The sequence below is a fragment of the Bradyrhizobium sp. SZCCT0231 genome (genome assembly GCF_018130245.1).
GTDB lineage: Bacteria > Pseudomonadota > Alphaproteobacteria > Rhizobiales > Xanthobacteraceae > Bradyrhizobium > Bradyrhizobium japonicum_F.
In genome coordinates this window covers 999,870-1,021,835 of the sequence record NZ_JAFCKP010000001.1, presented here as the reverse complement: position 1 = coordinate 1,021,835, position 21,966 = coordinate 999,870, and the positions used below count along the sequence as shown (strand labels likewise).

Genomic DNA, 21,966 nt, shown 5'->3' with positions numbered 1-21,966 from the left:
TGGGTATCAGGCCGGACCGGGGCCGGCGATCGCAAGCGGCTGGTCGGCCGGCATACTGGTCAGGCCGAACTTGTCGAACAGGGCTTGGTAGCTGCCGTCGGCGCGCATCGCGTTGAGCGCCTTGACGACGGTATCGGCGACCGTCTTGTTGCGGAAACCGAGCGTGGTCCTGGCCGTGCCGAGCCCGCTCAGGACTTCCTTCACGCGACCACGGCCGACGAGATCGCGTGCCACGCTGTCGACCAGCAGCGCGTTATCCACCTGGCCCGCAAGCAGCGCGCTGACGACGTTGGTCGCAGTCGGGAACGTGCGCATTTCGACGGCCGCTCCGCCTTTCGCTACGCTGGCATCGCTGAGCTTCTTGAGCCAGTTCATCTGGTAGCTGCTGACCTCGACGGCGGATGATTTTCCGATCAGATCATTTTCGGTAGCAATTTTTGTGCCGCTATCGGGTGCGACCACGACCGAGATCGCCTGAATGGCATACGGCACCATGTACATCAGCTTCGAGCGTTCCTCGGTCCAGAACATGCCGGTATTGACGCCGTCGATGCGCGCTGCGCCCAAGGCAGGAATCATGGCCGGAAAATCCATCCGGAGGAGTTCGACGGGAAGACACAACCGCTTGCCGAGCTCGGCGGCGAGCTCGACGTTGAGGCCCTGCAACTGGCCGTCCTTGTCGACGAATTGCTGCGGCGGATTGGTCGGGTTGATGGAGAGCTGCAATTTGCCGGGCGCAATCAGATTGTCATCGGTGATTGCGGGCGTACAGGCGGCATGCACCGCCGTGGATGCAAGAACGAGTGCGGCGGCCGCACTCAAGCGAAACAGTGTCGAGACCATGGATACCTCCAGTAAGACGCCAATGACCGATGCAGTTCCTCGCCCGGGATTCCCCTCGACATTTCTTGGATGCGGCCGGCTGGATCTCGCGACACGGCAGGCAGCACCGTCTTCGATCTGCTCAAGCCGATCCCGACATCGGCCTGAGCTGAATGCGCATGAAATTCTTCACCAGGGCTTCGAACGGACCAAAGCCCTTCACCTTCAGGAACTCCGGCGTCTCGAACGCCCACCTGCCCGCAACCTCGTACATGGCGGCGTATTTCGGCCCGTCGCCGACGGTGACGAAGCGCTTGGCCGAGAGCCAGCCGGGACAAGCGAGCAGATCCGGGAAATGCTTCTGCTCGTACCAGGCATTGAACGCAGCCTCGTGCTCGGGATCGATGTCGACCCGCACGATATGGATGAAGGCGTCGTCCGGCATCGGCTCGCCCCTCATGCTAAGTGCGAATGTCGCCGGCCGCGCGCGCCGCGCCGACCGTCGTTGCAATGGCATCGCACAGCGCAGGCAGAACCGGCAGCAGCGGCGGCCGCGGATCGGCGTTGCGGATCAGGCCGAGCGCCTTCAGCCCGACCTTCATGCGCGTGTGCATGTCCATGATCGGCGCAGGCCCGTAGATCGACCGCACGATCGGATAGAGCCGTTCGTTGACGGCGCGCATCGCCTTGAGGTCGTCGGCGAGCGAGGCCTGCCACAGTGCTGCGAACAGATGCGGCGCGAGGCTGACGAGGCCGGAGAGAATGCCGTCCCCGCCGATGGCAAGCTGCGGCAGGAACCAGTTGAAGTTCGACGGCAAGATTGCGACAGAGGGATCGGCCTGCTTCACCGCCCGCCGGTTCTCGTCATAGGCCAGCATGGTGTCGCTGCCTTCCTTGACGGCGATGACGCTGTCGAGCGCGGCGATTTTCGCGAGAGTCTCCGGCGAATAGCCAAACCCGGACGCAAGCGGGTACTGGAAGATCGACACGGGAATTCCGATCGCGGAGCTGACCGCCTGCACGAAAGCCAGTGGCGCGCGTGAGGTCGCCGAGGCGCCGCCGCCGAGCGGCGCAGGCGGGAACAACACGGCGCAATCGGCGCCGGCCGCTTCCGCGAGCTGGGCCTGGTGGATCGCTTCCGCCGTCGAATGCGCGATGATGCCTGAAAGCAGCGGCTTGGCGCCGATCTGCCGGCGCGTCCGCTCGATCACGGCCTGACGCTCGTCATCCGAGAGCGATCCGCCCTCGCCCGCGTGGCCATTGACGAACACCGCCGCGACCCCATCCGGGCAAGCGCAATAGTCCAGCACGCGGGAATAGCCGTCCCAGTCGATCGAGCTGTCGTCCCTGAAGGGTAGCACGGTGGCGACCGTGACGCCGCGCAAATCAGGTTTTTTCATCGCTTTGATCATGACGGTTTGCGCCGCGGGAATTTGAGGCTTGCGCGCGCCTTCAGCACTTCGAGGCCGCCCTCGTTGCGCGCGCTCGCCTCCCAGATGATGGTGCGGGTCTCGTCGTGCTGCTCGGCGATCCAGACGTCGAAGGTCAGCGTGTCGCCGTAGAACACGGGACCTGTGAACCAGAAGCGGTCCTCCACTGAGACGCCGATGGTGCCGACCAGCTCGCTGGTGAGGATGCTGGTGCAGAGGCCCGCGACCATGATCCCCGGCGCCAGCCTGCGGCCGAAGCGCGTCGCGCCGGCATAGACCTCGTCGACATGAACCGGGCCGAAATCGCCGGTCGCGGCGATATAGAGCGCGCCATCGGCCTCGGTGATGGTCTTGCTCAGGCTGACCCTGTCATTCACCTTGAGATCGTCGAAGGACTTTGGCTCGTACATGGCTCAGCCCTTCGCGAAGGGAACCAGTGTTGCAGTGCCGTCCACCACGGTCGCGCCGGAGGGCGACAGCGTGCAGGTGACGCGGCAGACCGCATCATCGCCGGCAACCGAGACGATCTCGGCCCTGGCTTCGACGGACTCGCCGACGATCACGGGCGCAGCGAAATTCAGCGCGATGCTGCCAATCCGCCGCGTCGGTCCGCCGAGCTGGCTGAGGCACGTCGTGGCGAGACCACCGACGGCGAGCTCGAAGGCGACCATGTTGGAGGCGCCGGACTTCCTGGCGCGGACGGCATCGACATAGAGACCGCCGAGATTGCCGCTGATGCCGGTGAACATCGCCTGCTCGGCCACCGTCATGGTCTTGCGAAAGGCGAAGGCGGCGCCGGGCTTGAGAGGTGCGTGAGACATCGATCGCTTCCCTAGAGCTGCAAGCCGTTCTTGATGGTGCTGCGCGCAACCAGCATGCGATGGATCTCGGAGGTGCCGTCATAGATGCGGGTGACGCGGGCATCGCGATACATCCGCTCCAGCGGCAGGTCTTTGCTGAAGCCCATGCCGCCGAACACCTGGATGGCGCGGTCGACGACGCGGCCCTGCATCTCGGAGGCCGCGACCTTGATCATCGAGACCTTGTCGCGCGCGTCCCGACCCTGGTCGATATCCCAGGCGGCGTTCATCACCATCATCTTCACGCCGAAGATCTCGGTGGCGGAATCGGCGATCAGCTTCTGCACCATCTGGAAATCGCCGATCAGTTGGCCGAACTGGCGCCGCTCGCCGGCGTGCCGGCGCATCATCTCCAGCGCGCGCTGCGCCATGCCGACCGCGCGCGCGCCGATATGGGCGAGCCGGATCTGGAGCACGCTCTGCATGATCAGCTTGAAGCCGCCGCCGACCTCGCCGAGCACGGCCGCCTTCGGAATGCGGCAGTCTTCAAAACTCAGCTCGGCATGGCCGTAGCCGCGATGGCCCATCATCGGCTGGGTGCGCGCGACGTTGAAGCCGGGCGTGCTGCGGTCGACCAGGAACAGGGTGATGCCACCGCGGGCCCGCTTTTCCTTGTCGGTCAGCGCCATCAGGATGATGTAGTCGGCGATGTCGCCGTCGCTGATGAAATGCTTGGTGCCGTTCAGCACCCACTGGTCACCGTCGAGATGCGCCGTGGTGCTGATCGATGCCGCGTCGGAACCGGCGCCCGGCTCGGTGATCGCCATCGCGCAGATCTTGTCGCCCTTCACGGTCGGCAGCAGGTACCGCTCGACCTGATCGCCCTTGCAGGCCATCAGCATCGGATAGACCTGGCCGAATACGCGGCGGATCAGTGCGTCGGAGGTCTTGCCGAACTCTTCTTCGACCAGGCAATGCTCGATGCAGGACAGCCCGCCGCCGCCGACATCCGCCGGCATGTTCATGGCGTACAGGCCAAGCTTCTGCGCCTTGGCCTTGGTGACCGCCAGCGCATCGGCCGGCACTTTGGCGGTCTGCTCGACGACGTCTTCGAGCGGCTGCACCTCCGTCTCGACGAAGCGGCGGACGGTATCGATCAGGAGGCGCGTCTCCTCGGGGAGAGAAAAATCGATCATCGCACCACTCCGACGGCCTTGCCGGCGACCATCGCGTCGATCTCCGCGGCGCCGTAGCCGATCTCGCCGAGCACCTCGCGGGTCTGCGCACCCAGCCGCTGCGGCACCAGCCGCACCTCGGGCGTCCGGCCATCATAGCGCGCGGGATGCGCGACCATGCGGATCGGCGCACCGCCTGCACTTTCGGCGCTCTTGAACACGCCGAGATGGTTGAGCTGGGGATCGGAGACGAGATCGCGATAATCCTGCACCGGCGCGTGCCAGATGCGTGCTGCTTCAAGCGAGGGCAGCCATTCCGCCGTCGATTTCTGCTTCAGGCGGGCTGCCACGATCCGCGTGATCTCCTCGCGCTTCGAAAAACTGTGGGTGTCGCCGAACTGCTTCAGCTCCTCACTGTCGAGCGCGATGGCCAGCGCCTTGGGCGTGGCCATGGAGATCGCCATATGACCATCCGCCGTCGCGTGAACCCCATATGGCCCGGGACTGAACCAAGCTGCGATACCGGCCGGACCGCGCGACGTCGGCGATGGCGCGCCATTCAGCCAGGCCGTCAGCGGCTCAACCTGGAGATCGAGCGCGGCCTGGTAGAGGTTGACTTCGACGAGCTGACCCTTCCCGGTCTTCGTCCGGGCAAACAGCGCCGCGAGGATGCTCATGGCATAGAGCGAGGCAGCATGCTGATCGACGATGACAGCGCCGACCGCCGTCGGCTCGCCGTCCGCGCGCCCCGTCCGCATCGCAAGGCCCGACATCGCCTGAAGCAGTAGGTCCTGCCCCGGCCGATCCTTGTAGGGCCCTTCCGACCCGAAGCCGGTCGCGACCGCATAGATCAGGCTGGGATTGATCGCCTTGAGGGTGTCGTAGCCGAGACCGAGCTTGGCCATGGTGCCCGGCCGAAAGTTCTCCATCACGACATCGGCGGTCGCAACCAGCTTCTTCACCGCGGCAATGCCGTCGGGATGCTTGAGATCGACGGCAAGACTGCGCTTGTTGCGCCCCGTGGCCAGATGATTGACGCTGTCGCCTGCGACGAAATGATTGGCGACCGCCCAGTTGCGCTGAAACGCACCCTCGATCGGCTCGACCGCGATGACGTCGGCGCCGAGATCGGCCAGCGTCTGCGCGGCCAGCGGGCCTGCGAGGTAATGATTGAAGCTGAGGATCTTGACGCCGTCGAGCAGGTTCATCCGTTCGCACCATGCTGGCGCTCAGGCTTTCGCATTTGAGAATGCTTCGTCCATCGCGCGATGTCTTCGCGTGAAGCGTAAGCTGACACCTGAACGACCGACAACATCGCCATCAATTATTTTCCGAGCGAGGTTGATAACCGAAATCTATGATGCACACTGTCATCGCTCACTCATGACCGGACCATGCCAGATGAATCTCCGACAGCTTGAAATTCTGCGCGCCGTGATGCGAACGCGTTCGACCATCGCCGCCGCAAAGGATCTCGGCATGTCGCAACCGGCAGTCAGCAACGCCATCAAGCATGCGGAGACCACGCTCGGCTTCCTGCTGTTCGACCGCATCAACAAGCGCATGGTCCCGACGCAGGAGGCGCAGATCCTGCTCGCGGAGGCCGAGCCGCTGTTCCTGATGCAGGATCTGATCAGCCAGACGGCTGCGCATCTGCGCGCCGGCCGCAAGGGGCGAATGCGGATCGTCGCTACCTCCGAACTGTCGGAATCGCTCCTGCCGCAGGTGGTCGCGCGCTTCAACCGGGATCACGGCGGGGTGGAGATTTCGCTGGAGACTCAGCGGCTCGACGATCTCCTCGAATACGTCGAGACCGGCATCGTCGACATCGGCTTCGCCATGGAGCCGCATCCGCGACCGACGCTGGACTATTTGCCGCTGGCCCAGCTCGACATGGTCTGCGCCTGCCCGGCCGACAGTCCGCTGGCGCAATTGAGCTTCGTCAGTCCGACCGATCTGCGCGATACGCCCCTGATCAACGCCCGCACCTCGAGTCGCATCAGCAGCCTGATCCAGGAGGCGTTTCGCCGCAGCGCGGTCAACTTCGCGCCCGCCATTGAGGTGCGCTTCATGAATGTCGCCGGACATTTCGTCGAGGAAGGGCTCGGGGTGACCATCATGGACGAGCTGACGGCGTCCTCGACGCGCTATAGCCGCCTCAGGAGCGTACCGTTCAAACCGAAGACCGAGGTGACGGTGTCCGCCATCGTGCCGGCCGGCCGCATGCAACAGCGGCTGACGCAATCCCTGATCAGGCACGCGCGCGAGGAGATCGCGGCCCGGATTGCAGTGGCGCGGCAGTGACGCGCTCATGCGCTCGCTCGCGTTAGTTCGTCCGGCCAGGCAAGCCCGAAGCGCCTGACCAGCGCGAGTGCGGCGGCATCCTGAGCCGCAGGCAACGGCAACCGCGGCGGGCGCGGATGGCCGGCTGCAAAGCCCATATGACCGAGCAGCGCCTTGCTACCGGCCACATAAGCCTGACCGCCGACGAATTCGATCACCGGCAGGTATTTGAGATAGAGCTCGCGCGCTTCCTTGATCGCGCCGTGGTCGGCGACGAGGCTGAAGATGCGGGCCATCTCCGCCGGAACGACGTTAGAGGCCACGGCCACCCAGCCCTGCGCGCCCTCGACGAAGGACTCGAAGCCGAGGATGCCGCCGAACACCGTCATCCGGTCGCCGCAGAGGCGGATGATGTCGCGCACGCGCGTCACCTCCAGCGTCGACTCCTTGATATAGAGGCAGTTGTCGATCTCGGCGATGCGCGCCACCAGCGGCGGCTTGAGATCGACATTGGCGGTTGCCGGATTGTTGTAGACCATGATCGGCAACGCGATTGCGTCGGCAACCGTCTTGTAATGATGGACGAGCTCGTCGTCGGTCGGCGTCGAATAGAACGGCGGGATGATCATCACGCCGTCAGCGCCCAGTTTTTCGGCACGGCGACTGAGACGCACCACCTCGCGCGTGTCCTCCGCGCCGGTGCCGATCAGCACGGGGACGCGGCCCGCCGCCTGGCGAATGACGACTTCCGCAACCAGCGCCTTCTCGTCATCGTCCATGGACAGGAACTCGCCGGTCGAGCCGAGCGGGATCAGCCCGTGAATGCCCTGCGTGATCTGCCAGTCGACGAAGGCGCGCAAGGCCGCGACATCGACCTCGCCCGCTGCCGTGAACGGGGTGATCATAACGGTGTAGGTGCCACGGAACGTCTTCATCGGGGTACTGCCGAGCGCTCGGGTGAATTCAGACGATGGGCGCCGACTGCGGAATATCCGCACTGTTTATGCAATCGTTTGCATAAATGGCTCTGCATTGGGCAACACCATCCATTTTTTGAGCTTGATCCGTGTAGAATAAGCTCCTAGCGTTTCTGCAATCGTTTGCAGTCTATCGGCAGGTTTGATGAGCGTCACGCTCAAAGATGTGGCACAGGCGGCCCGTGTTTCAGTCAGCACTGCGTCCCGGGCGCTGACGGGAACCGGCCTGACCAGCGAACGCACGCAACAGCGCCTGGTGCGCATCGCGCGTGAGCTCGGCTACCGGCCGAACCCGATCGCACGCGGATTGAAGACCGGGCAGTCGCGGCTCGTGGCTCTTCTCGTCCACAATCTCACCAACGCCTCGTTCCAGGTGATGGCCGAAGTGGTGCAGGCGCGTCTGAAGGCGCTGGGTTATCAGATGCTTCTGTGCATCGGCGGCGACGATCCGCAGCAGGAGAGCGACACCCTCACCACGCTGGTCGACCACCGCATCGATGGCTTGATCGTGGTGCCGACCGGCAAGAACGGCGCGCAGCTCAAGGCGCTGGCGAAGGACGTCCCCATCGTCTGCCTGGTGCGGTGCGATGACGCGACCGATCTCGAGACCGTGCTCGCCGACGATCCGCAAGGCGCTTATCTGGGCACGCGTCACCTGATCGAGCTCGGGCACAGGCGCATCGGGCTAATCGTCGGGCGCCAGGATACGACATCCGGCCGCGAACGCTTGTCCGGCTATGTCCGCGCGCTGCGCGAGGCCGGCATCACCAGGGACGACACATTGATTCATGCCGGCCATTACGTGCCCGAGACCGGCGTGACCTGCGCCCGCAAGCTGCTCGACCTTCCCCGCCCGCCCAGCGCGATCTTCGTCGCCAATCACGAAGCCACGCTCGGCGTGCTGCGCGTCACGGCGGAACGGAACATCGCCATTCCCGATGATCTCTCGCTGCTCTGCTACGAGGACATGCCGTGGTTCGAATGGCATCGCCCGGCCATCAGCATCGTCGACAACGGCGCGCGGGATCTTGCCAATCTCGCCGTCGACCGACTGCTGCATCGCATGGATGCCAAGGGTAATGGCAATGACGGTGTCCGCGAATATCGCGTCGGCGCCCGGCTGATCAAGCGCGACTCCTGCCGCCACATCGACGCCCCGGCTCCTGCGAAATCCGGCAAGTCCAAATCGTCTTCATCCAAATCATCTGCGGCCAAGTCCGCGAAGGTCTGATCGATGCCCTATGTCGAAGTGCTCGCCCCGCAAGCTCCAGCCCAGCGCAAGGCCGCGCTGGCGCGGTCCGTGACCGACGGCCTGATGTCAGCCTTCGGCGTCACCGCTGATACGGTCACACTCTATTTCCTGAACATTGCGCCGGACGACTACGCCCATGCCGGCAGGTTTGGCGCGGAGGCCACCGGCCAGCGCATCCTGCTCAAGGTCCACGCCTTCCGCCGCAGCGAGGCCGAGCGCCGCGCCGCCGCCATCGCGCTGACCCGCGCCGTATGCAGCGCCTATGGCGTGCCGGGCGATGACGTCGCGGTCTATTTCCTCGACCGCGACCGCAGCGAAGTCTCCCACGATTCCAAGCTCGCCAGCGACTGACGGGAGCACGCCGTGGACCGCTTCTACAGCCAAGACCAGAAAGCCCTGCGCGAGACCGCCCGCCGCTTCGCGGAGGCAGAAATCCTGCCGCGCGCCGCGGCGATCGATCGCGAGGACCGCTTCAACCGCGCGCTCTACAAGGGCATGGCCGATCTCGGCCTGTTCGGCATCTGCCTGCGCGAAGGCGCCGGCGGCGCCGGGCTCGATGCGGTCGCAGCCTGCATCGCGATGGAGGAGCTGGCGCGCTGCTCCGGCGCGGTCGCCAATGCCTTCGCAATCCCGGTCGAGGCCGTGCTGTTCTTCGATCATCACGGCACCGAGGCACACAAGGCGCTGATCCCCCAAATTCTGAGCGGCGACATCATTCCCGCGACCGCCGTCTCCGAGCCCGATCACGGCTCCGACGTCGCTGGCATCCGCACCAATGCGGTGCGCGAGGGCAACGGCTGGCGGCTCAACGGCACCAAGGCCTGGGTGACGCTCGGCGGCGTCGCCGACCGCATCATGGTGTTCGCGCGCACCGGCGCAGACGCGGGCCACCGCTCCATCTCCTGTCTTCTCGTCGACGGCGCCCTGCCCGGCATCGCGCGCGGCAAGAACGAGGAGCTGCTCGGCATGCACGGCCTCGACGACTGCCAGATCACCTTCTCCGACGTGCGCTTGCCCTCGGAGAGCGTGATGGGGCCGGAGAACCAGGCCTTCAAGATGGCCATGAGCAATTTCAACTTCAGCCGGCTGATGATGGCCTCGATGGCCCTCGGCATGGCGCAGGCCGCCTTCGAGGACGCGACCGCCTATGCCAAGGACCGCAAGCAGTTCGGCCAGGCCATCATCGGCTTCCAGGCGGTGCAGTTCATGCTCGCGGACATGTCGACCGACATCGCGGCTGCGCGCCTCCTGATCCACCACGCCGCGCGCTTGCACGATGCCGGCGAGCCGATTGCCAAAGAGGCAGCGCAGGCAAAGCTGTTCACCACCGACATGGCTATGAAGCACGTCTCCAACGCGCTGCAGATCCACGGCGGCAACGGCTATTCGCGCGAGTATCGGATCGAGCGAATCTTCCGCGACGTCCGCCTCGCCCAGATCTACGAGGGCACCAACCAGATCCAGCGGCTGATCATCGCCCGCCAGATCGAGAAGGAGGCCGCGTGAGGGCATGCTGAGCATCATCACTGCGGCAGAGGCCGCCGGCCTGATCCGCGACGCGGACACGCTGATCGTCGGCGGCAATGGTGGCACCGGCGCTGCCGAGGCCATTCTCGACGCGCTGGAGCGGCGTTTCCTCGGCGGCCAGGGCCCGCACAATCTGACCCTGATCAACATCACCGGCGTCGGCGCCGTGACCGAGAAGGGCCTCTGCCATCTCGCCCATGAAGGCCTGATCGCGCGCGTCATCGGCGGCAATTTCGGACTCCAGGTGCCGTTCATGCGCCTCGTCCGCGACGAGCTGATCGACGCCTATAATTTCCCGCAAGGCGTGATGAGCCAGCTCTGCCGCGCCATGGCGGCAAAGCATCCCGGCGTGCTCACCCATGTCGGCCTCAACACCTACATGGACCCGCGCCAGGATGGCGGGCGCATGAACAAGCGCACCACCGCGCCGCTGGTCGACCTGCTCGAGCTGCACGGCCAGTCCTGGCTGCTCTACCGCGTCCCCGCTCCCCCCGACGTCGCCATCATCCGCGGCACCTCGGCCGATGAGGACGGCTATATCAGCATGGAGCACGAGGGCACGACGCGCGAGGATCTGTCGATCGCGCAGGCCGTACACAATGCCGGCGGCACCGTGATCTGCCAGGTCAAGCGCATCGTGAAGCGCGGCTCGATTCATCCGCAGATGGTGAAGATTCCGGGCTTCCTGATCGACCACGTCGTGATCGAGCCCGAGCAGATGCAGACCTACGGCACCGCCTATGACCCCGCGCGCTGCGGCGAGACGCGGGTTCCAGAGGCGATGATCACGCCCGATCCGCTCACCGAGCGGCGGGTGATTGCCCGCCGCGCCGCTTTCGAATTGCGCCCGCGCGACGTCGTCAATCTCGGCGTCGGCATCTCCGCGATGATCCCCAATGTCGCGGCCGAGGAAGGCATCTCCGACCTGATCACGCTGACGGTGGAATCCGGCGTGGTTGGCGGCGTGCCGGGTCATGCCCGCGAATTCGGCACCGCCATCAATCCGCGCGTCATTCTCGACCAGGCCTATCAGTTCGATTTCTATGACGGCGGCGGCCTCTCCTGCGCCTTCCTCTCCTTCGCCGAGGTGGACGAGGCAGGCAACGTCAACGTCACGCGCTTCGGCGAGCGCCGCGACGGTTCCGGCGGCTTCATCGACATCACCCAGAATGCCAAGCGGCTGATCTTCAGCGGCACCATGACCGGGGGCAAGTTCGACATCGGTATCGAGAACGGCCGCCTCGCGATCCGGCGCGACGGCGCTTTCCGCAAGTTCGTCCCACAAGTCGGCCAGATCAGCTTCAGCGCCACGCTTGCCGCTCAGCGCGGCCAGCACGTCAGCTACGTCACCGAGCGCGCCGTGTTCGAGCTGGAGAACGGACACGTGACGCTGACCGAGATCGCGCCGGGCGTGCGGCTGGAGCAGGACATCCTCGCCCATATGGGCTTTCGCCCACGCATCAGCCCGCAACTGAAAGACATGGACGCGCGCATCTTCCGCTCCGGGCCGATGGGCATCGCGCAGAGTTTTAGGGCCCTCCCGGCGCGGCCACGCAAGGTCGCCTGAGGGATCACCATGGACACGAGCGCCCCGATCAATCTCCGCTACGAGGACATCGCGCTCGGCGCGGAGTTCGAGACCGCCGTGCACACCGTGACGGAGGCCGACATCGCAGTCTTCGCCGACGTCACGCGCGATCATCATCCGCTCCATGTCGATGGCGCCTATGCGCGCTCCCGCGGCTTTCCCGCGGTGATTGGCCATGGCCTGTTCGGCCTGTCCCTGATGGAAGGACTGAAGTCGGAGCTGAAGCTGTACGAGGAGACCTCGGTCGCCTCGCTAGGCTGGGACGAGGTCAAATTCAAGGGTCCCATCGTCGCCGGCGATAGCTTGCGGGTGCGCTTCCGCTTCGTCGAGAAGCGGCCGACCAAAAACCCCGCGCGCGGCATCGTCGTCGAGACGCTCGACCTCCTCAACCAGCGCGACGAGGTGGTGACCGCGGCCCGCCACATCTCGCTGATCCTGACCCGGCAAGCCGGTGCTGCGGCGGCCATATGACGAGACAATGAAGAAGACTTCGGACCGGAGAACGGCTCCTCTGCCACCCACGATTTGATCGGAGTATTCAGATGCGATTTCCCAAAACCTTCTCCGCCCTCGTCCTTCTGGCCGGCCTGACGCAGGCCGCCGGTGCCCAGACCTGCACGCCGAAGGTTCCGGCGCCGAGCCTGATCGAGGCGCCGAAATGGCAGATGTCGATCAACCCGACGCTGCCGCCGCAGCAATTCGTCGACGACAAGGGCGAGCTGCAGGGGCTCAATGTCGAGCTCGCCCGCGAGATCGCCAAGCGCGTCTGCGTCGAGCCGGTGTTCCTGCGCATGGACTTCCCGCCGATGATCCCGGCGCTGCGCTCGGGGCGGTTCGATGCCATCAACACCGGCCTGTTCTGGACCGAGGAGCGCTCGAAGATGCTCTACCTCGTGCCCTATGCGCAGCAGGCGATCAGCATCTACACCGATCCCTCCTCAAGCCTGAAGCTCGAGAAGTTCGAGGATCTCGCCGGCCGCGTCGTCGGCGTGGAGTCGGCGACCTACACCGAGCGCAAGGCGCGCGAGTTCAGCACCGCGATGGAGGCCAAGGGCCTCAAGCCGATCGAGCTGCGCACCTTCACCACCGTCACCGCCACCTCGGCGGCGCTGCGTGCCGGGCAGCTCGAGGCCGCGCTCAACATCAACGAGACCGCCAACTCGCTCGAGCAGAAGGGCATCGCAAAGATCTGGGTCCGCGACATCGCCGGCACCGACATCACCTTCGCCTTTCGCGACAAGCAGCTCGCGCAGGCCGTCGCCGATGCCCTCACTGCGATCCGCGCCGACGGCACCTATGACAAGCTGTTCGACAAGTTCGGCATGACCAAGCTGAAGGCCACGACGTTCGCCATTCGCGGCGACGGGCCGACGAATTGACAAGCTTGCGCTGCCTCATGTGTGGCCGCGCACATAAGCAACGGCCCAGGCACTATCCGATCAACTCGCGGTGGGATGGTTTCTGGGCCGCATGGAATTCGACTCCCGCTCGCTGGCGACGCGCTCGATCCTCGGCGCCCCCAACTGCGTGCGGCGGAAGAACCGCCAGGCCGCTACCCCTTCGAGCCGTTTCGTAATGTCGCGGATGGCATCTCACCGAATGCTCGCCGGTAATAACCAGAGAAATGCCCCAAGTTTCCAAACCCGCAAGCGAAAGCCACCGTCGTCACCGATGTCGAGAAGTCCGCTTTCTGCAGCATCCTTCTGGCGTGATTCAGTCGAATACGCTTCACGAACTCCATTGGCGAGTAGCCGCGACTTTTTCGAAATGAATGGAAGAGCGTCCGCGCGCTAACGCCCGCGACCAGCGCAAGTGCTTCGACGGTGAGCGGCTGGTCCCAGTTGGCTTCGATGTAAGCTTCGGCGCGACGAACCTGCCACGAAGCCGCCAATTGAGGATAGCGATGAAGGCGCAGACTGTAGTTGCTGGTGTTGGCGAACAGAAAGGAAACTACAACAGCCTGCTCGAGCTCTGCCAATGCTATCGGGCCCGGATCGGCACTCGATGACTCCAGATGCTCAACCAAGAGCCTGAAGAGCTGCCTGAGCTTCTCCGTCTCTCGCCGCCGAAAATCAGCATGCGGCTCGAACCTAATCCGGTCGCTTGCGGCCATTCCGATCAAGGCCTCAAGCTTTTCCTCCAGAGCTTTGGGCGCGATACTAAGAAGGAGGTGTTCGAATTCGTCGCCATAGTCCAATCGCACGGGCTCCGATACAGAGGCGATCAACCCTCCATTGGCGACGATCTCGATCTCGTTCCGGCCCACACGCGCAGCTGCGTTCCCTCTGTGTGCAAACAACATTGCATAAGCGTTGAAATTCGGAATCTCGATGCGCACTCGCGTCCCAAGTCTGCTGTACGCCAAGCCGATATCGCGAAGCTGACAACGATTGGCAACTGCGTTGAGCTTTCTCGCGCTGTGGATTTCGAATTTTGCTTCCGCGTAATAGCGACGAACCGCCTGTTCAAGCTTGGAAAGGTCGTCCGTCTGCACGTGCCGAAACGCATGCAGCGGAGCAGCCAGATCCGACGTCGCGTTGCCGACCATGTACCCTCCCCAATTGAATGCTCAAAAAGGGACCGAGGCGGTCATCGATAAAATCTAGGCTCGTCAGTGGTGAGCGGATACTCCGGATAACTACTTACGTGCTGCCGCAGCCTCCCGAATACCTTTTTCGAGGATCGTGGCGCCCGGAAGCGCCGAAGACAGGTCACCTGTGGCCTGGCGTCGATCTCCGACGTTCGCAGAGTCGTACAGAGGTGCCGTCCGTGCGAGAGGATGAGAACGGTATTTAGATACGGCGACTCCTTAGTCCTCACAACGCTGCCAATGCTCCGTTGATTGCGCAATTTGAGTAGCCAGTCGGCCCCACGTTTGTTTGAGTTCGATATTTGACGGCTTTAGCTTGTTTGCTTTCGGGGATTGCACATGACCGGTGGCAGCAGGAATGCTCGAGACAGTTCGAGGCGTGAATTCCTGGGTTTGACTGTATCGGCCGCCGTTTCCAGTGGCGCAGGAGCGTCATCTAAGGCCGCATTGCAACGTACGGCGCAGGCCGATCTGCCCCGCAAGCAGGCTAACGAGCGGCGCAAACCCAATATCCTCTTCATCTTCACGGACCAGGAGCGCTACAGCACAAACTGGGCGCCGGGCCTGTCGCTTCCCGCCCATGAACGCTTTCAGAAAACGGGCGTGACGTTTCATAAGCACTATTGCCCCGCGGTGATGTGTACTTCCTCGCGTGCCGTCCTGCTAACCGGGCTGCAAACGCCCGACAACCGGATGTTCGAGAATTGCGACGTGCCATGGGTGAAAAGCCTGTCCGTCAGGATTCCAACAATTGGGCACATGTTGCGGAAGGCCGGCTACTACACGGCGTACAAGGGCAAATGGCACCTGAACCGCAAGTTCGACAGCGAAGACCCAGACCGGCTGTTCACGAAGGAAATGGACGAGTACGGCTTCTCCGACTACTTCTCGCCCGGCGACATCATCGGCCACACCCTCGGCGGCTATCAGTTCGACCCCTTGATCGCGAGCAGTGCCATTACATGGCTGCGGCGCAATGGACGTCCACTTACCGATGACGACAAGCCTTGGGCTCTGTTCGTGAGCCTGGTGAATCCGCATGATGTCATGTACTTCAATACCGATGCTCCCGGAGAGACGATTCAAGACACCGGAACTCTGCTCAAGCATGCGGCGCGCGCACCCGCGCACCAGCTCTTCAAGGCCACTTGGGACGTCACGCTGCCAAAGAATATCAACGAGCCTCTCGACGCGCCGGGACGCCCGAAGGCCCACGGCGAGTTCCTGAAGATATGGGACTACGTGCTCGGGCATATCCCGCCGGAACAAGAGCGCTGGCGTCGTTTCCACGATTACTACGCCAATTGCATCCGTTCGGTTGACTTGCAGGTCGATCGAGTCCTGCAGGAGCTGGATGCGCTCGGGCTGACGGAAAACACCGTCGTCTGTTTCACATCGGACCACGGAGAGATGGCCGGAGCGCATGGTTTGCACGGAAAGGGACCGTTCGCCTACGAGGAGACCATTCACCTTCCCTTCTACATGGTGCATCCCGATGTGAGAGGCGGACAGGATTGCCGAGCCCTGACGGGGCACATTGACGTTGTGCCCACGCTGCTGTCGATCGCGGGAGTGCCGCCGGAGAAGTCCGGCGAGATCGCAGGACGAGCCTTGCCGGGCAAAGACATGACCAAAGTGCTCACGAACCCGGGTGCGGCCGATGTTCACGCTCTGCGCGAAGCCGTCCTGTTCACCTACAGCGGGCTTGGCGCCAATGACAGCACCCTATGGCAGGTCGTTGCGGAAGCGCGCGCCGCAGGCAAGAGGCCCGCGTTGGCGCTGCTCAAGCACGGCTTCAAGCCCAACATGAAGAAGCGCGGCAGCCTGCGTTCAACGTTCGACGGTCGCTACAAGCTCACCCGCTATTTCGCTCCGGGAGAGCGCAATCGCCCCAATAACGTCAATGAGCTTTATGAGCACAACGATGTGGAGTTGTTCGACCTCAAGAACGATCCCGACGAGATGCAGAATCTCGCCATCGATAGAGCCAGCAATGGCGAGCTCATCGCCGCAATGAGCGACAAGCTCGAACGAATGATCAAGGCAGAGATCGGCGTAGACGACGGACGCGAGATGCCGAAAATACCTTTGATCGAGTGGAGCATCGAGAGAATCGACCTGTAAGCCAGGCGAAGTCTGGATCGCGAGCAGGCTTCGATCAGCTCAGTCCGACCCGAGCCGCTACCAAGATGGAGGAAACATGGCCAACCAGTTTTCGCCAGCCCTCACCAAGCCGATCGAGCGGGACTTTCGGCTCGATCTCTTCCGCGGCATCGGCCTGTGGATGATCTTTCTCGATCACATCCCGCACGATGTCGTCTCCTGGTTGACGTTGCGCAATTACGGGTTCAGCGACGCCGCCGAATTCTTCGTCTTCATCTCCGGCTATCTCGTCGGTTTCATCTATGGACCAGTCGTTGCGGGCGGCCTCTTCGCTGCGGCGCTGAAACGCCTATGGAAGCGCGCCGCCGAACTGTATGTCGCCCACATCATGCTTTTCTTGATCTTCACCGCCCAGATTGCGCGAACCACGCGGCGGTTCGACAATCCAATGTACGAGCATGAATTCAACGTCTTCAACTTCCTGCAGCATCCGGATGAGCTGATCGGCCAAGCGATTCTGCTGAAATACAAGCCGGTCAATCTCGACGTGCTGCCGCTCTACATCACGCTGATCTTGGCCGCGCCCTTCATCGTGTGGTGCCTGACGCGCCGGCCGAACCTCACGCTGTTGGGCTCGGCAGTACTCTACGTGCTGTCCCGTTGGTTCGATTGGAATATCGCGTCCTATCCGCCCGGAACGACCTGGTATTTCAACCCGTTCTGCTGGCAGCTGATGTTCGTTTCAGCGGCCTGGTGCGGCGTCGGCCAGATCGCGAAGATCGCGAAATGGGTCTGGTCCCCTCCTGTCATGGCGATCGCGCTGGTGTGGATCGCGTTCTCATTCTTCATCGTCATGAGCTGGCACATTCATGCGATCGAAGCCCTGATCCCGAAATGGATGATCAAATTGATCTATCCAATCGACAAAACCAATCTCGACATGCTGCGCTTCACGCACTTCTTGGCGCTGGCGACGTGGGTGACCTACTATGTCCCGCTCAAATGGAGGACGCTAAGCCCAAAATGGATGTATCCCGTCGTCCTGTGTGGCAAGCATTCGCTGCCGATCTTCTGTATTGGCGTGTTCCTGTCGTTCGCCGCGCATTGGATCTTGACCCAATACACCAACGGTTTTGCGCAGCAGCTTGCCGTCTCCATCCTTGGCATCGTCATCCAGATCGCCGTCGCATGGGTGCTCGAGCGGGCCGCCAAGGTACCTGACCTGTTCGTGCATGTGCTTGAGACTGAGGAGACCGAAACCGCACTTGAAAGCAGAAAGGAAGCCAGGGTCGCCGCGGCGCCCGCGAGCCGTTGACAATGACTTGCCTTGCGCGGTGACTTGTCATGGAGGTACGCATGTCCAGACGTTTGTTAGCGATTGCGGGTGCCGTCCTGATTCTGGCGTGCAGTGCACGAGCCCAGGCGCCTTCGCCTGACGCGATGACCGAGGCACGAAAGCTCGTGATCACCATGAAGCTTGCGGATCAATACCGCGCGCTCCTGCCCCACCTTCTGCTCGGCCTGAGGCGTGTGCTGTCGCAGGACAGGCCGGAGATCGAGCGCGACTATGACGCGATGACAGCGATGGGCTCTGACATCTACGCGCCGTTCGTCAATTCAATGATCGACCAGATGGCGACCGTTTACGCCAGCAATTTCACCATCAATGAGCTGCGCCAGATCGAGGCCTTCTATGCCCAGCCGGTCGGACAGAAGCTGCTGGAAAAATCGGATATGTTCGCGCAGCAGAGTGCACAGATCGCCCAGGATGTGAGCCGCAGGGCGGGCGACGAACTGAAGCAGCGCCTGACCGACGCGCTGCGTCAGAAGGGACACAAGCTCTAGCACCCTTTGATCAGCTCCAATCGGCTCGCTTTCTGAATCTCACAGAGCCAATCTAAGGAGATCCAAGATGCCAGGAATGCGATCCGGACTTGTCATACTGATATCACTGCTTTCAAGCTCTCTCGCCGTGGCCCAGGTGACGGGCAAGCCCTGCGCCGGCGATATCAAGACACTGTGCGCCGGCATTCAGCCCGGCGAAGGCCGGATCAAGGCCTGTATAAGATCGCATTTGACCGACTTGTCGCCAACCTGCGAGGAGCGATTGCTCACAGTCGCGGTGAGCGGGAAAGTCTGCAAGCCTGATGTTGCGAACCTGTGTGCCGGCATTGTGCCAGGCACCGGCGGCATCAGAGCGTGCATAAAGGCTCACATGGCAGAGGTGAGCGGGCCTTGCAAGGATGCGATGTCCCAAGCCGCGGCGGGCAGGAAAGTCCTGGGACGCGGAGATCTTTAGCGCGACATTTCGTTCAAATCTCTCCATCCGCCCTTTATCACCACCGTTCCATGCAGATCGATTTTTTCTCGAGAGAGTCGCTCAACGTTTCAGGAGGTCATCCTGAGCCTGACTCGTCCGGTTCAGCAGCGACGCACGAGCGGCTCCCGTCGAAATCCGCGGTATCGAGGGGACCGGTGTTCTCAATCCCGGCGGGTCATCGAGAGCTGCGGCTTGACCTGTTTCGTGGTCTCGCATTGTGGCTGATCTTCATTGATCACGTCTCGCCCGATGTTCTGGCCTGGTTGACGATACGAAACTACGGATTCAGTGACGCTGCTGAGATATTTATCTTCATCTCCGGCTTCACCGCTGCACTCGTCTATGGCCGGACCATGTTCGAAGGGGGCTTCGTCATCGGAAGCGCGCGTATCCTACGACGAGCGTGGCAGATCTATTGTGCCCATATCTTGCTGTTCTGTGTCCTGATTGCCGAAGTAGCACTGGTCACCCGCCTCACCGGAACGCCGTTCTACATGAAGGAGATGGAAGTCACGGAATTCTTTGGCAACCCGGGCCCGGCAATGATTCAGACCCTGCTCCTGCGCTTTCGGCCGCTCAACATGGATATTCTGCCGCTCTATGTGGTTCTGATGCTTGCGTTGCCGCTGGTCTTACTGCTGGCCAAGTGGTGGACCGCTCTTCCGCTGATCCTTTCGGTGGCGCTCTATGCGCTCACCCTACGCTACGATCTGCATCTTTCGGCCTATCCCGCCGGTTTCTGGTCGTTCAACCCCTTCGCATGGCAGCTCCTGTTCGTGTTCGGCGCCTGGTGTGCGCTCGGCGGAAGCAAGAGACTCTCGCCCCTGATGAATTTGCGCGCCGTCTTTTGGGCTGCCATCGGCTATCTCCTGGCCTGCTTCTTTGTGACGCTGACCTGGCATTTTCCACAGCTGGAGCAGTTCATGCCGTCCTGGCTGTTCAGGTTCATCTATCCGATCGACAAGACGGATCTCGATATCCTTCGCTTCGTCCATTTCCTCGCCTTGGCCATCGTAGCCTTGCGGTTCGTTCCGAACGGATGGCGGGGACTGGAATCGCCGTGGGTTCAGCCACTGATCCTGTGCGGACAATATTCGCTGCAGATCTTTTCGCTCGGTGTTGCGCTATCCTTTACCGGCTACGCGCTGCTGATGGAAACGTCCGCAGGTTTGGCCGTTCATGTCGCGGTCGGCGTGATCGGCATCCTGATCACGTGCGGTGTGGCACTGCTCTTCACCTGGTACCAGCGCGCCCTCGGCGCAGCGGCGCGCCGGCATGGGCCTGCGGCGGTGCATTCCGCATGACGAGTGCACGCCGATCAATGCCGCCCGAATCGCACCGTCCGGTTGGCCCTACTCTTGGCACGGCGGTTCTATCAGATTTTCGATCCAATGGGTCCGGCAGGTGGTTGCCGTCGAATACCTTTGATCGAACTACGCTTGTGCTCATTGCGGTGTTGATCATCCTTGCCCTGTGCACGTTCAGGGACTACGCGGTCTCCAACGACGAGGTCGTGCAGCATCAGTACGGCAAGCTGATCCTCGACTACTACCAGAGCGGCTTGAGAAATCGCAATGTCTTCGGCCTAGACAACCTTTATCTCTATGGCGGCCTGTTCGACATCGTTGCAGTGGCGCTGGCGCAGCTCATTCCGATCGATGCATTCGATCTACGGCATATCCTGTGTGCGCTGATCGGGATCAGCGGGATCGCAGCGACAGCGGCGACCGCCCGGCTCATCGCTGGTCCGCGTGCAGGCCTGCTAGCAGCATCGAGCCTCGCGCTTTGTGGCCCGTGGTACGGTGCCATGTTCAACCACACCAAGGACATTCCGTTTGCGGCGGCCATGATGGGCGCAATGCTGGTTTTGATCCGCATCGGCCAACAGATGTCGTCACCGTCCCCGAGGCAGATTCTGTCGCTCGGCCTTCTTGCTGGAGCAGCCCTCGGCCTGAGAGTCCTCGGCCTGTTGATCGTCATCTATATCGGCTTTGCCGCAGTCCTGTATGGACCACGGTCCAAGGCCATAGGCGTGCGCTGGCGCGATGCGGCAACTGCCGGGATTTGCATGCTGCCCGCGGTGGTAGTGGCCTATCTGGTCATGATCATCGCCTGGCCCTGGTCGGCACTGTCGCCGCTCAATCCGATCCGAGGCTTGCTCGCGTTCTCCGATTATCAATACCAGATCCGCACCTATTTTGCTGGCAGCATCTACAGGATGGGCGAGGTGCCGCGCGCCTTTATCCCGATGTATATCCTGATCCGGGTGCCGCTCCTAACGCTCGCCGGAGCAGCGATAGCCGTCGTTGCGACGCTCGCGCGACTACGCGCGAATCTGGCCCGACAGCAGAGAGACGTCGCGCTCTTATCGTTGACGATAGTCACTCCACTCGCCTGTCAGGTTATCTTCCGCGGACCGGCTTTCACTGGCATGCGCCACTTTCTCTTCGTCATTCCGCCGCTGGCGGTGCTGGCCGGCATCGGGCTCGACAGGGTTCTTGCAATTGTCGAGCCCCGACGCCGGATTGTGGCGTCCTCCGGGGTGGCGGTGCTCGGTGCATTCCTCATGTGGGACGCCAGCGTCCTGTTCAGGCTGCATCCTTACGAGAACCTCTACTACAACCCCCTGGCCGGCGGCTTGGCCGGCGCCTTCCGGCGCTACGACCTCGACTACTGGTTCAACAGCATGCCCGAGGCGGTCAATCGGCTTGAGACTTTTGTCAGGGACACCGGGCCGCTGATCGATCCGGCACAGGTTTATTCCGTGGCTGTGTGCGGCGAGCGCGTGTCTTTCGAGCGCGCGGTCACGCTCCCACAGCTGCGCTGGGACTTTAAGCCGGATTGGAATCAATCCGAATTCTTCATCGCGCCGACGCACATGGACTGCGATCGGGATCTCGATGGCAAGATCGTCAGCACGATCGAGCGCTTCGGTGTTCCCGTCGCGTACGTAAAGGATCGGCGTTCGCTGGTCGGTCACCCCGCCACAACGGCAGCTTGGATATCTCACCTTCCGGGCCCTTAGGCCGGCTCTGTGCAAACAGCTGCCGCTCCGCTTGTACGCAATTAGCAGGGCCCCCTTCCTTTATAAGTGGAGCG

Annotated in this window: 21 protein-coding genes and 1 pseudogene; 13 read left to right on the top strand and 9 right to left on the bottom strand. The window is 62.7% G+C overall.

The window, feature by feature from the left end; all coding sequences use genetic code 11:
- Window positions 1–6 precede the first annotated feature (6 nt).
- From JQ566_RS04565 to JQ566_RS04535, 7 genes are all read right to left on the bottom strand, one after another.
- Window positions 7–843: an ABC transporter substrate-binding protein gene (locus tag JQ566_RS04565; protein WP_212370496.1), complete on the bottom strand. Its 837-nt coding sequence runs from the start codon at window positions 841–843 to the stop codon at window positions 7–9.
- A 121-nt stretch (window positions 844–964) separates the two neighbouring features.
- A complete protein-coding gene (locus tag JQ566_RS04560) occupies window positions 965–1,267 on the bottom strand; it encodes a DUF4286 family protein (protein ID WP_249139187.1) in 303 nt (100 codons plus the stop codon).
- A 16-nt stretch (window positions 1,268–1,283) separates the two neighbouring features.
- Window positions 1,284–2,222: a dihydrodipicolinate synthase family protein gene (locus tag JQ566_RS04555; protein WP_249139186.1), complete on the bottom strand. Its 939-nt coding sequence runs from the start codon at window positions 2,220–2,222 to the stop codon at window positions 1,284–1,286.
- 8 nt (window positions 2,223–2,230) lie between these two features.
- Window positions 2,231–2,662, bottom strand: coding sequence for a MaoC family dehydratase (locus JQ566_RS04550; protein WP_011086090.1), 432 nt, complete (start codon window positions 2,660–2,662; stop codon window positions 2,231–2,233).
- A gap of 3 nt (window positions 2,663–2,665) precedes the next feature.
- Window positions 2,666–3,073 (bottom strand): MaoC/PaaZ C-terminal domain-containing protein, encoded by a 408-nt coding sequence (locus JQ566_RS04545; protein ID WP_212370485.1) that lies wholly within the window; start codon window positions 3,071–3,073, stop codon window positions 2,666–2,668.
- Window positions 3,074–3,084: 11 nt separating this feature from the next.
- Complete coding sequence (locus JQ566_RS04540) at window positions 3,085–4,248, bottom strand: acyl-CoA dehydrogenase family protein (RefSeq protein ID WP_212370483.1); 1,164 nt, start codon at window positions 4,246–4,248, stop codon at window positions 3,085–3,087.
- Window positions 4,245–5,435, bottom strand: coding sequence for a CaiB/BaiF CoA transferase family protein (locus JQ566_RS04535; protein WP_212370481.1), 1,191 nt, complete (start codon window positions 5,433–5,435; stop codon window positions 4,245–4,247). Before JQ566_RS04535 ends, JQ566_RS04540 begins: the two co-directional genes overlap by 4 nt.
- A gap of 193 nt (window positions 5,436–5,628) precedes the next feature.
- Between JQ566_RS04535 and JQ566_RS04530 the strand changes: the two genes are divergently transcribed.
- Window positions 5,629–6,531 carry a LysR family transcriptional regulator gene (locus tag JQ566_RS04530; RefSeq protein ID WP_212370480.1) on the top strand — a complete coding sequence of 301 codons (903 nt, stop codon included), beginning with the start codon at window positions 5,629–5,631 and terminating at the stop codon, window positions 6,529–6,531.
- 5 nt (window positions 6,532–6,536) lie between these two features.
- On the opposite strand, the gene dapA is transcribed toward JQ566_RS04530, so the two are convergent.
- Window positions 6,537–7,445 (bottom strand): 4-hydroxy-tetrahydrodipicolinate synthase, encoded by a 909-nt coding sequence (gene dapA / locus JQ566_RS04525; protein WP_212370479.1) that lies wholly within the window; start codon window positions 7,443–7,445, stop codon window positions 6,537–6,539.
- Window positions 7,446–7,632: 187 nt separating this feature from the next.
- Here dapA and JQ566_RS04520 point away from each other — a divergent pair, with 187 nt between their 5' ends.
- The 7 genes and pseudogenes from JQ566_RS04520 to JQ566_RS34800 all read left to right on the top strand — a co-directional run.
- A complete protein-coding gene (locus JQ566_RS04520; RefSeq protein ID WP_212370475.1) occupies window positions 7,633–8,718 on the top strand; it encodes a LacI family DNA-binding transcriptional regulator in 1,086 nt (361 codons plus the stop codon).
- Window positions 8,719–8,721: 3 nt separating this feature from the next.
- The gene (locus tag JQ566_RS04515) at window positions 8,722–9,090 is read left to right on the top strand and encodes a tautomerase family protein (protein ID WP_100231089.1); all 369 of its coding nucleotides are present in this window, start codon (window positions 8,722–8,724) and stop codon (window positions 9,088–9,090) included.
- Window positions 9,091–9,102: 12 nt separating this feature from the next.
- A complete protein-coding gene (locus JQ566_RS34950) occupies window positions 9,103–10,245 on the top strand; it encodes an acyl-CoA dehydrogenase family protein (RefSeq protein ID WP_212370472.1) in 1,143 nt (380 codons plus the stop codon).
- 4 nt (window positions 10,246–10,249) lie between these two features.
- On the top strand, window positions 10,250–11,833 hold the full coding sequence (locus tag JQ566_RS04505; RefSeq protein WP_212370471.1) for an acyl CoA:acetate/3-ketoacid CoA transferase: 1,584 nt from the start codon (window positions 10,250–10,252) through the stop codon (window positions 11,831–11,833).
- Window positions 11,834–11,842: 9 nt separating this feature from the next.
- A complete protein-coding gene (locus tag JQ566_RS04500; RefSeq protein WP_212370469.1) occupies window positions 11,843–12,325 on the top strand; it encodes a MaoC family dehydratase in 483 nt (160 codons plus the stop codon).
- Window positions 12,326–12,396: 71 nt separating this feature from the next.
- Window positions 12,397–13,233, top strand: a complete 837-nt coding sequence (locus tag JQ566_RS04495; protein WP_212370467.1) for an ABC transporter substrate-binding protein — start codon at window positions 12,397–12,399, stop codon at window positions 13,231–13,233.
- 55 nt (window positions 13,234–13,288) lie between these two features.
- Window positions 13,289–13,381: pseudogene (locus JQ566_RS34800) on the top strand (carbamoyltransferase C-terminal domain-containing protein); the annotation flags it as partial.
- A 25-nt stretch (window positions 13,382–13,406) separates the two neighbouring features.
- On the opposite strand, the gene JQ566_RS04485 reads toward JQ566_RS34800, so the two are convergent.
- The gene (locus JQ566_RS04485) at window positions 13,407–14,402 is read right to left on the bottom strand and encodes an AraC family transcriptional regulator (RefSeq protein WP_212370465.1); all 996 of its coding nucleotides are present in this window, start codon (window positions 14,400–14,402) and stop codon (window positions 13,407–13,409) included.
- 381 nt (window positions 14,403–14,783) lie between these two features.
- Here JQ566_RS04485 and JQ566_RS04480 point away from each other — a divergent pair, with 381 nt between their 5' ends.
- The 5 genes from JQ566_RS04480 to JQ566_RS04460 all read left to right on the top strand — a co-directional run bounded on the left by JQ566_RS04480 (window position 14,784) and on the right by JQ566_RS04460 (window position 21,892).
- Window positions 14,784–16,568 (top strand): sulfatase family protein, encoded by a 1,785-nt coding sequence (locus JQ566_RS04480; protein ID WP_212370463.1) that lies wholly within the window; start codon window positions 14,784–14,786, stop codon window positions 16,566–16,568.
- Window positions 16,569–16,644: 76 nt separating this feature from the next.
- The gene (locus JQ566_RS04475) at window positions 16,645–17,862 is read left to right on the top strand and encodes an OpgC domain-containing protein (protein ID WP_212370461.1); all 1,218 of its coding nucleotides are present in this window, start codon (window positions 16,645–16,647) and stop codon (window positions 17,860–17,862) included.
- A 41-nt stretch (window positions 17,863–17,903) separates the two neighbouring features.
- The gene (locus JQ566_RS04470; protein WP_212371498.1) at window positions 17,904–18,392 is read left to right on the top strand and encodes a DUF2059 domain-containing protein; all 489 of its coding nucleotides are present in this window, start codon (window positions 17,904–17,906) and stop codon (window positions 18,390–18,392) included.
- A gap of 504 nt (window positions 18,393–18,896) precedes the next feature.
- Window positions 18,897–20,171, top strand: coding sequence for an OpgC domain-containing protein (locus JQ566_RS04465; RefSeq protein ID WP_212370460.1), 1,275 nt, complete (start codon window positions 18,897–18,899; stop codon window positions 20,169–20,171).
- Between the two features lie 137 nt (window positions 20,172–20,308).
- A complete protein-coding gene (locus JQ566_RS04460) occupies window positions 20,309–21,892 on the top strand; it encodes a hypothetical protein (protein WP_212370457.1) in 1,584 nt (527 codons plus the stop codon).
- Window positions 21,893–21,966: the final 74 nt, after the last annotated feature.

Bases quoted from the DNA above. Each gene is read 5' to 3' on its own strand.
- JQ566_RS04560 (WP_249139187.1), bottom strand. From the start codon at position 1,267: ATGCCGGACGACGCCTTCATCCATATCGTGCGGGTCGACATCGATCCC.
- JQ566_RS04530 (WP_212370480.1), top strand. From the start codon at position 5,629: ATGAATCTCCGACAGCTTGAAATTCTGCGCGCCGTGATGCGAACGCGT.
- JQ566_RS04555 (WP_249139186.1), bottom strand. From the start codon at position 2,222: ATGAAAAAACCTGATTTGCGCGGCGTCACGGTCGCCACCGTGCTACCC.
- dapA (WP_212370479.1), bottom strand. From the start codon at position 7,445: ATGAAGACGTTCCGTGGCACCTACACCGTTATGATCACCCCGTTCACG.
- JQ566_RS04465 (WP_212370460.1), top strand. From the start codon at position 18,897: ATGCAGATCGATTTTTTCTCGAGAGAGTCGCTCAACGTTTCAGGAGGT.
- JQ566_RS04520 (WP_212370475.1), top strand. From the start codon at position 7,633: ATGAGCGTCACGCTCAAAGATGTGGCACAGGCGGCCCGTGTTTCAGTC.
- JQ566_RS04545 (WP_212370485.1), bottom strand. From the start codon at position 3,073: ATGTCTCACGCACCTCTCAAGCCCGGCGCCGCCTTCGCCTTTCGCAAG.
- JQ566_RS04475 (WP_212370461.1), top strand. From the start codon at position 16,645: ATGGCCAACCAGTTTTCGCCAGCCCTCACCAAGCCGATCGAGCGGGAC.
- JQ566_RS04535 (WP_212370481.1), bottom strand. From the start codon at position 5,435: ATGAACCTGCTCGACGGCGTCAAGATCCTCAGCTTCAATCATTACCTC.
- JQ566_RS04540 (WP_212370483.1), bottom strand. From the start codon at position 4,248: ATGATCGATTTTTCTCTCCCCGAGGAGACGCGCCTCCTGATCGATACC.
- JQ566_RS04495 (WP_212370467.1), top strand. From the start codon at position 12,397: ATGCGATTTCCCAAAACCTTCTCCGCCCTCGTCCTTCTGGCCGGCCTG.
- JQ566_RS04550 (WP_011086090.1), bottom strand. From the start codon at position 2,662: ATGTACGAGCCAAAGTCCTTCGACGATCTCAAGGTGAATGACAGGGTC.
- JQ566_RS04515 (WP_100231089.1), top strand. From the start codon at position 8,722: ATGCCCTATGTCGAAGTGCTCGCCCCGCAAGCTCCAGCCCAGCGCAAG.
- JQ566_RS04565 (WP_212370496.1), bottom strand. From the start codon at position 843: ATGGTCTCGACACTGTTTCGCTTGAGTGCGGCCGCCGCACTCGTTCTT.
- JQ566_RS04500 (WP_212370469.1), top strand. From the start codon at position 11,843: ATGGACACGAGCGCCCCGATCAATCTCCGCTACGAGGACATCGCGCTC.
- JQ566_RS04480 (WP_212370463.1), top strand. From the start codon at position 14,784: ATGACCGGTGGCAGCAGGAATGCTCGAGACAGTTCGAGGCGTGAATTC.
- JQ566_RS04485 (WP_212370465.1), bottom strand. From the start codon at position 14,402: ATGGTCGGCAACGCGACGTCGGATCTGGCTGCTCCGCTGCATGCGTTT.
- JQ566_RS04470 (WP_212371498.1), top strand. From the start codon at position 17,904: ATGTCCAGACGTTTGTTAGCGATTGCGGGTGCCGTCCTGATTCTGGCG.
- JQ566_RS04505 (WP_212370471.1), top strand. From the start codon at position 10,250: ATGCTGAGCATCATCACTGCGGCAGAGGCCGCCGGCCTGATCCGCGAC.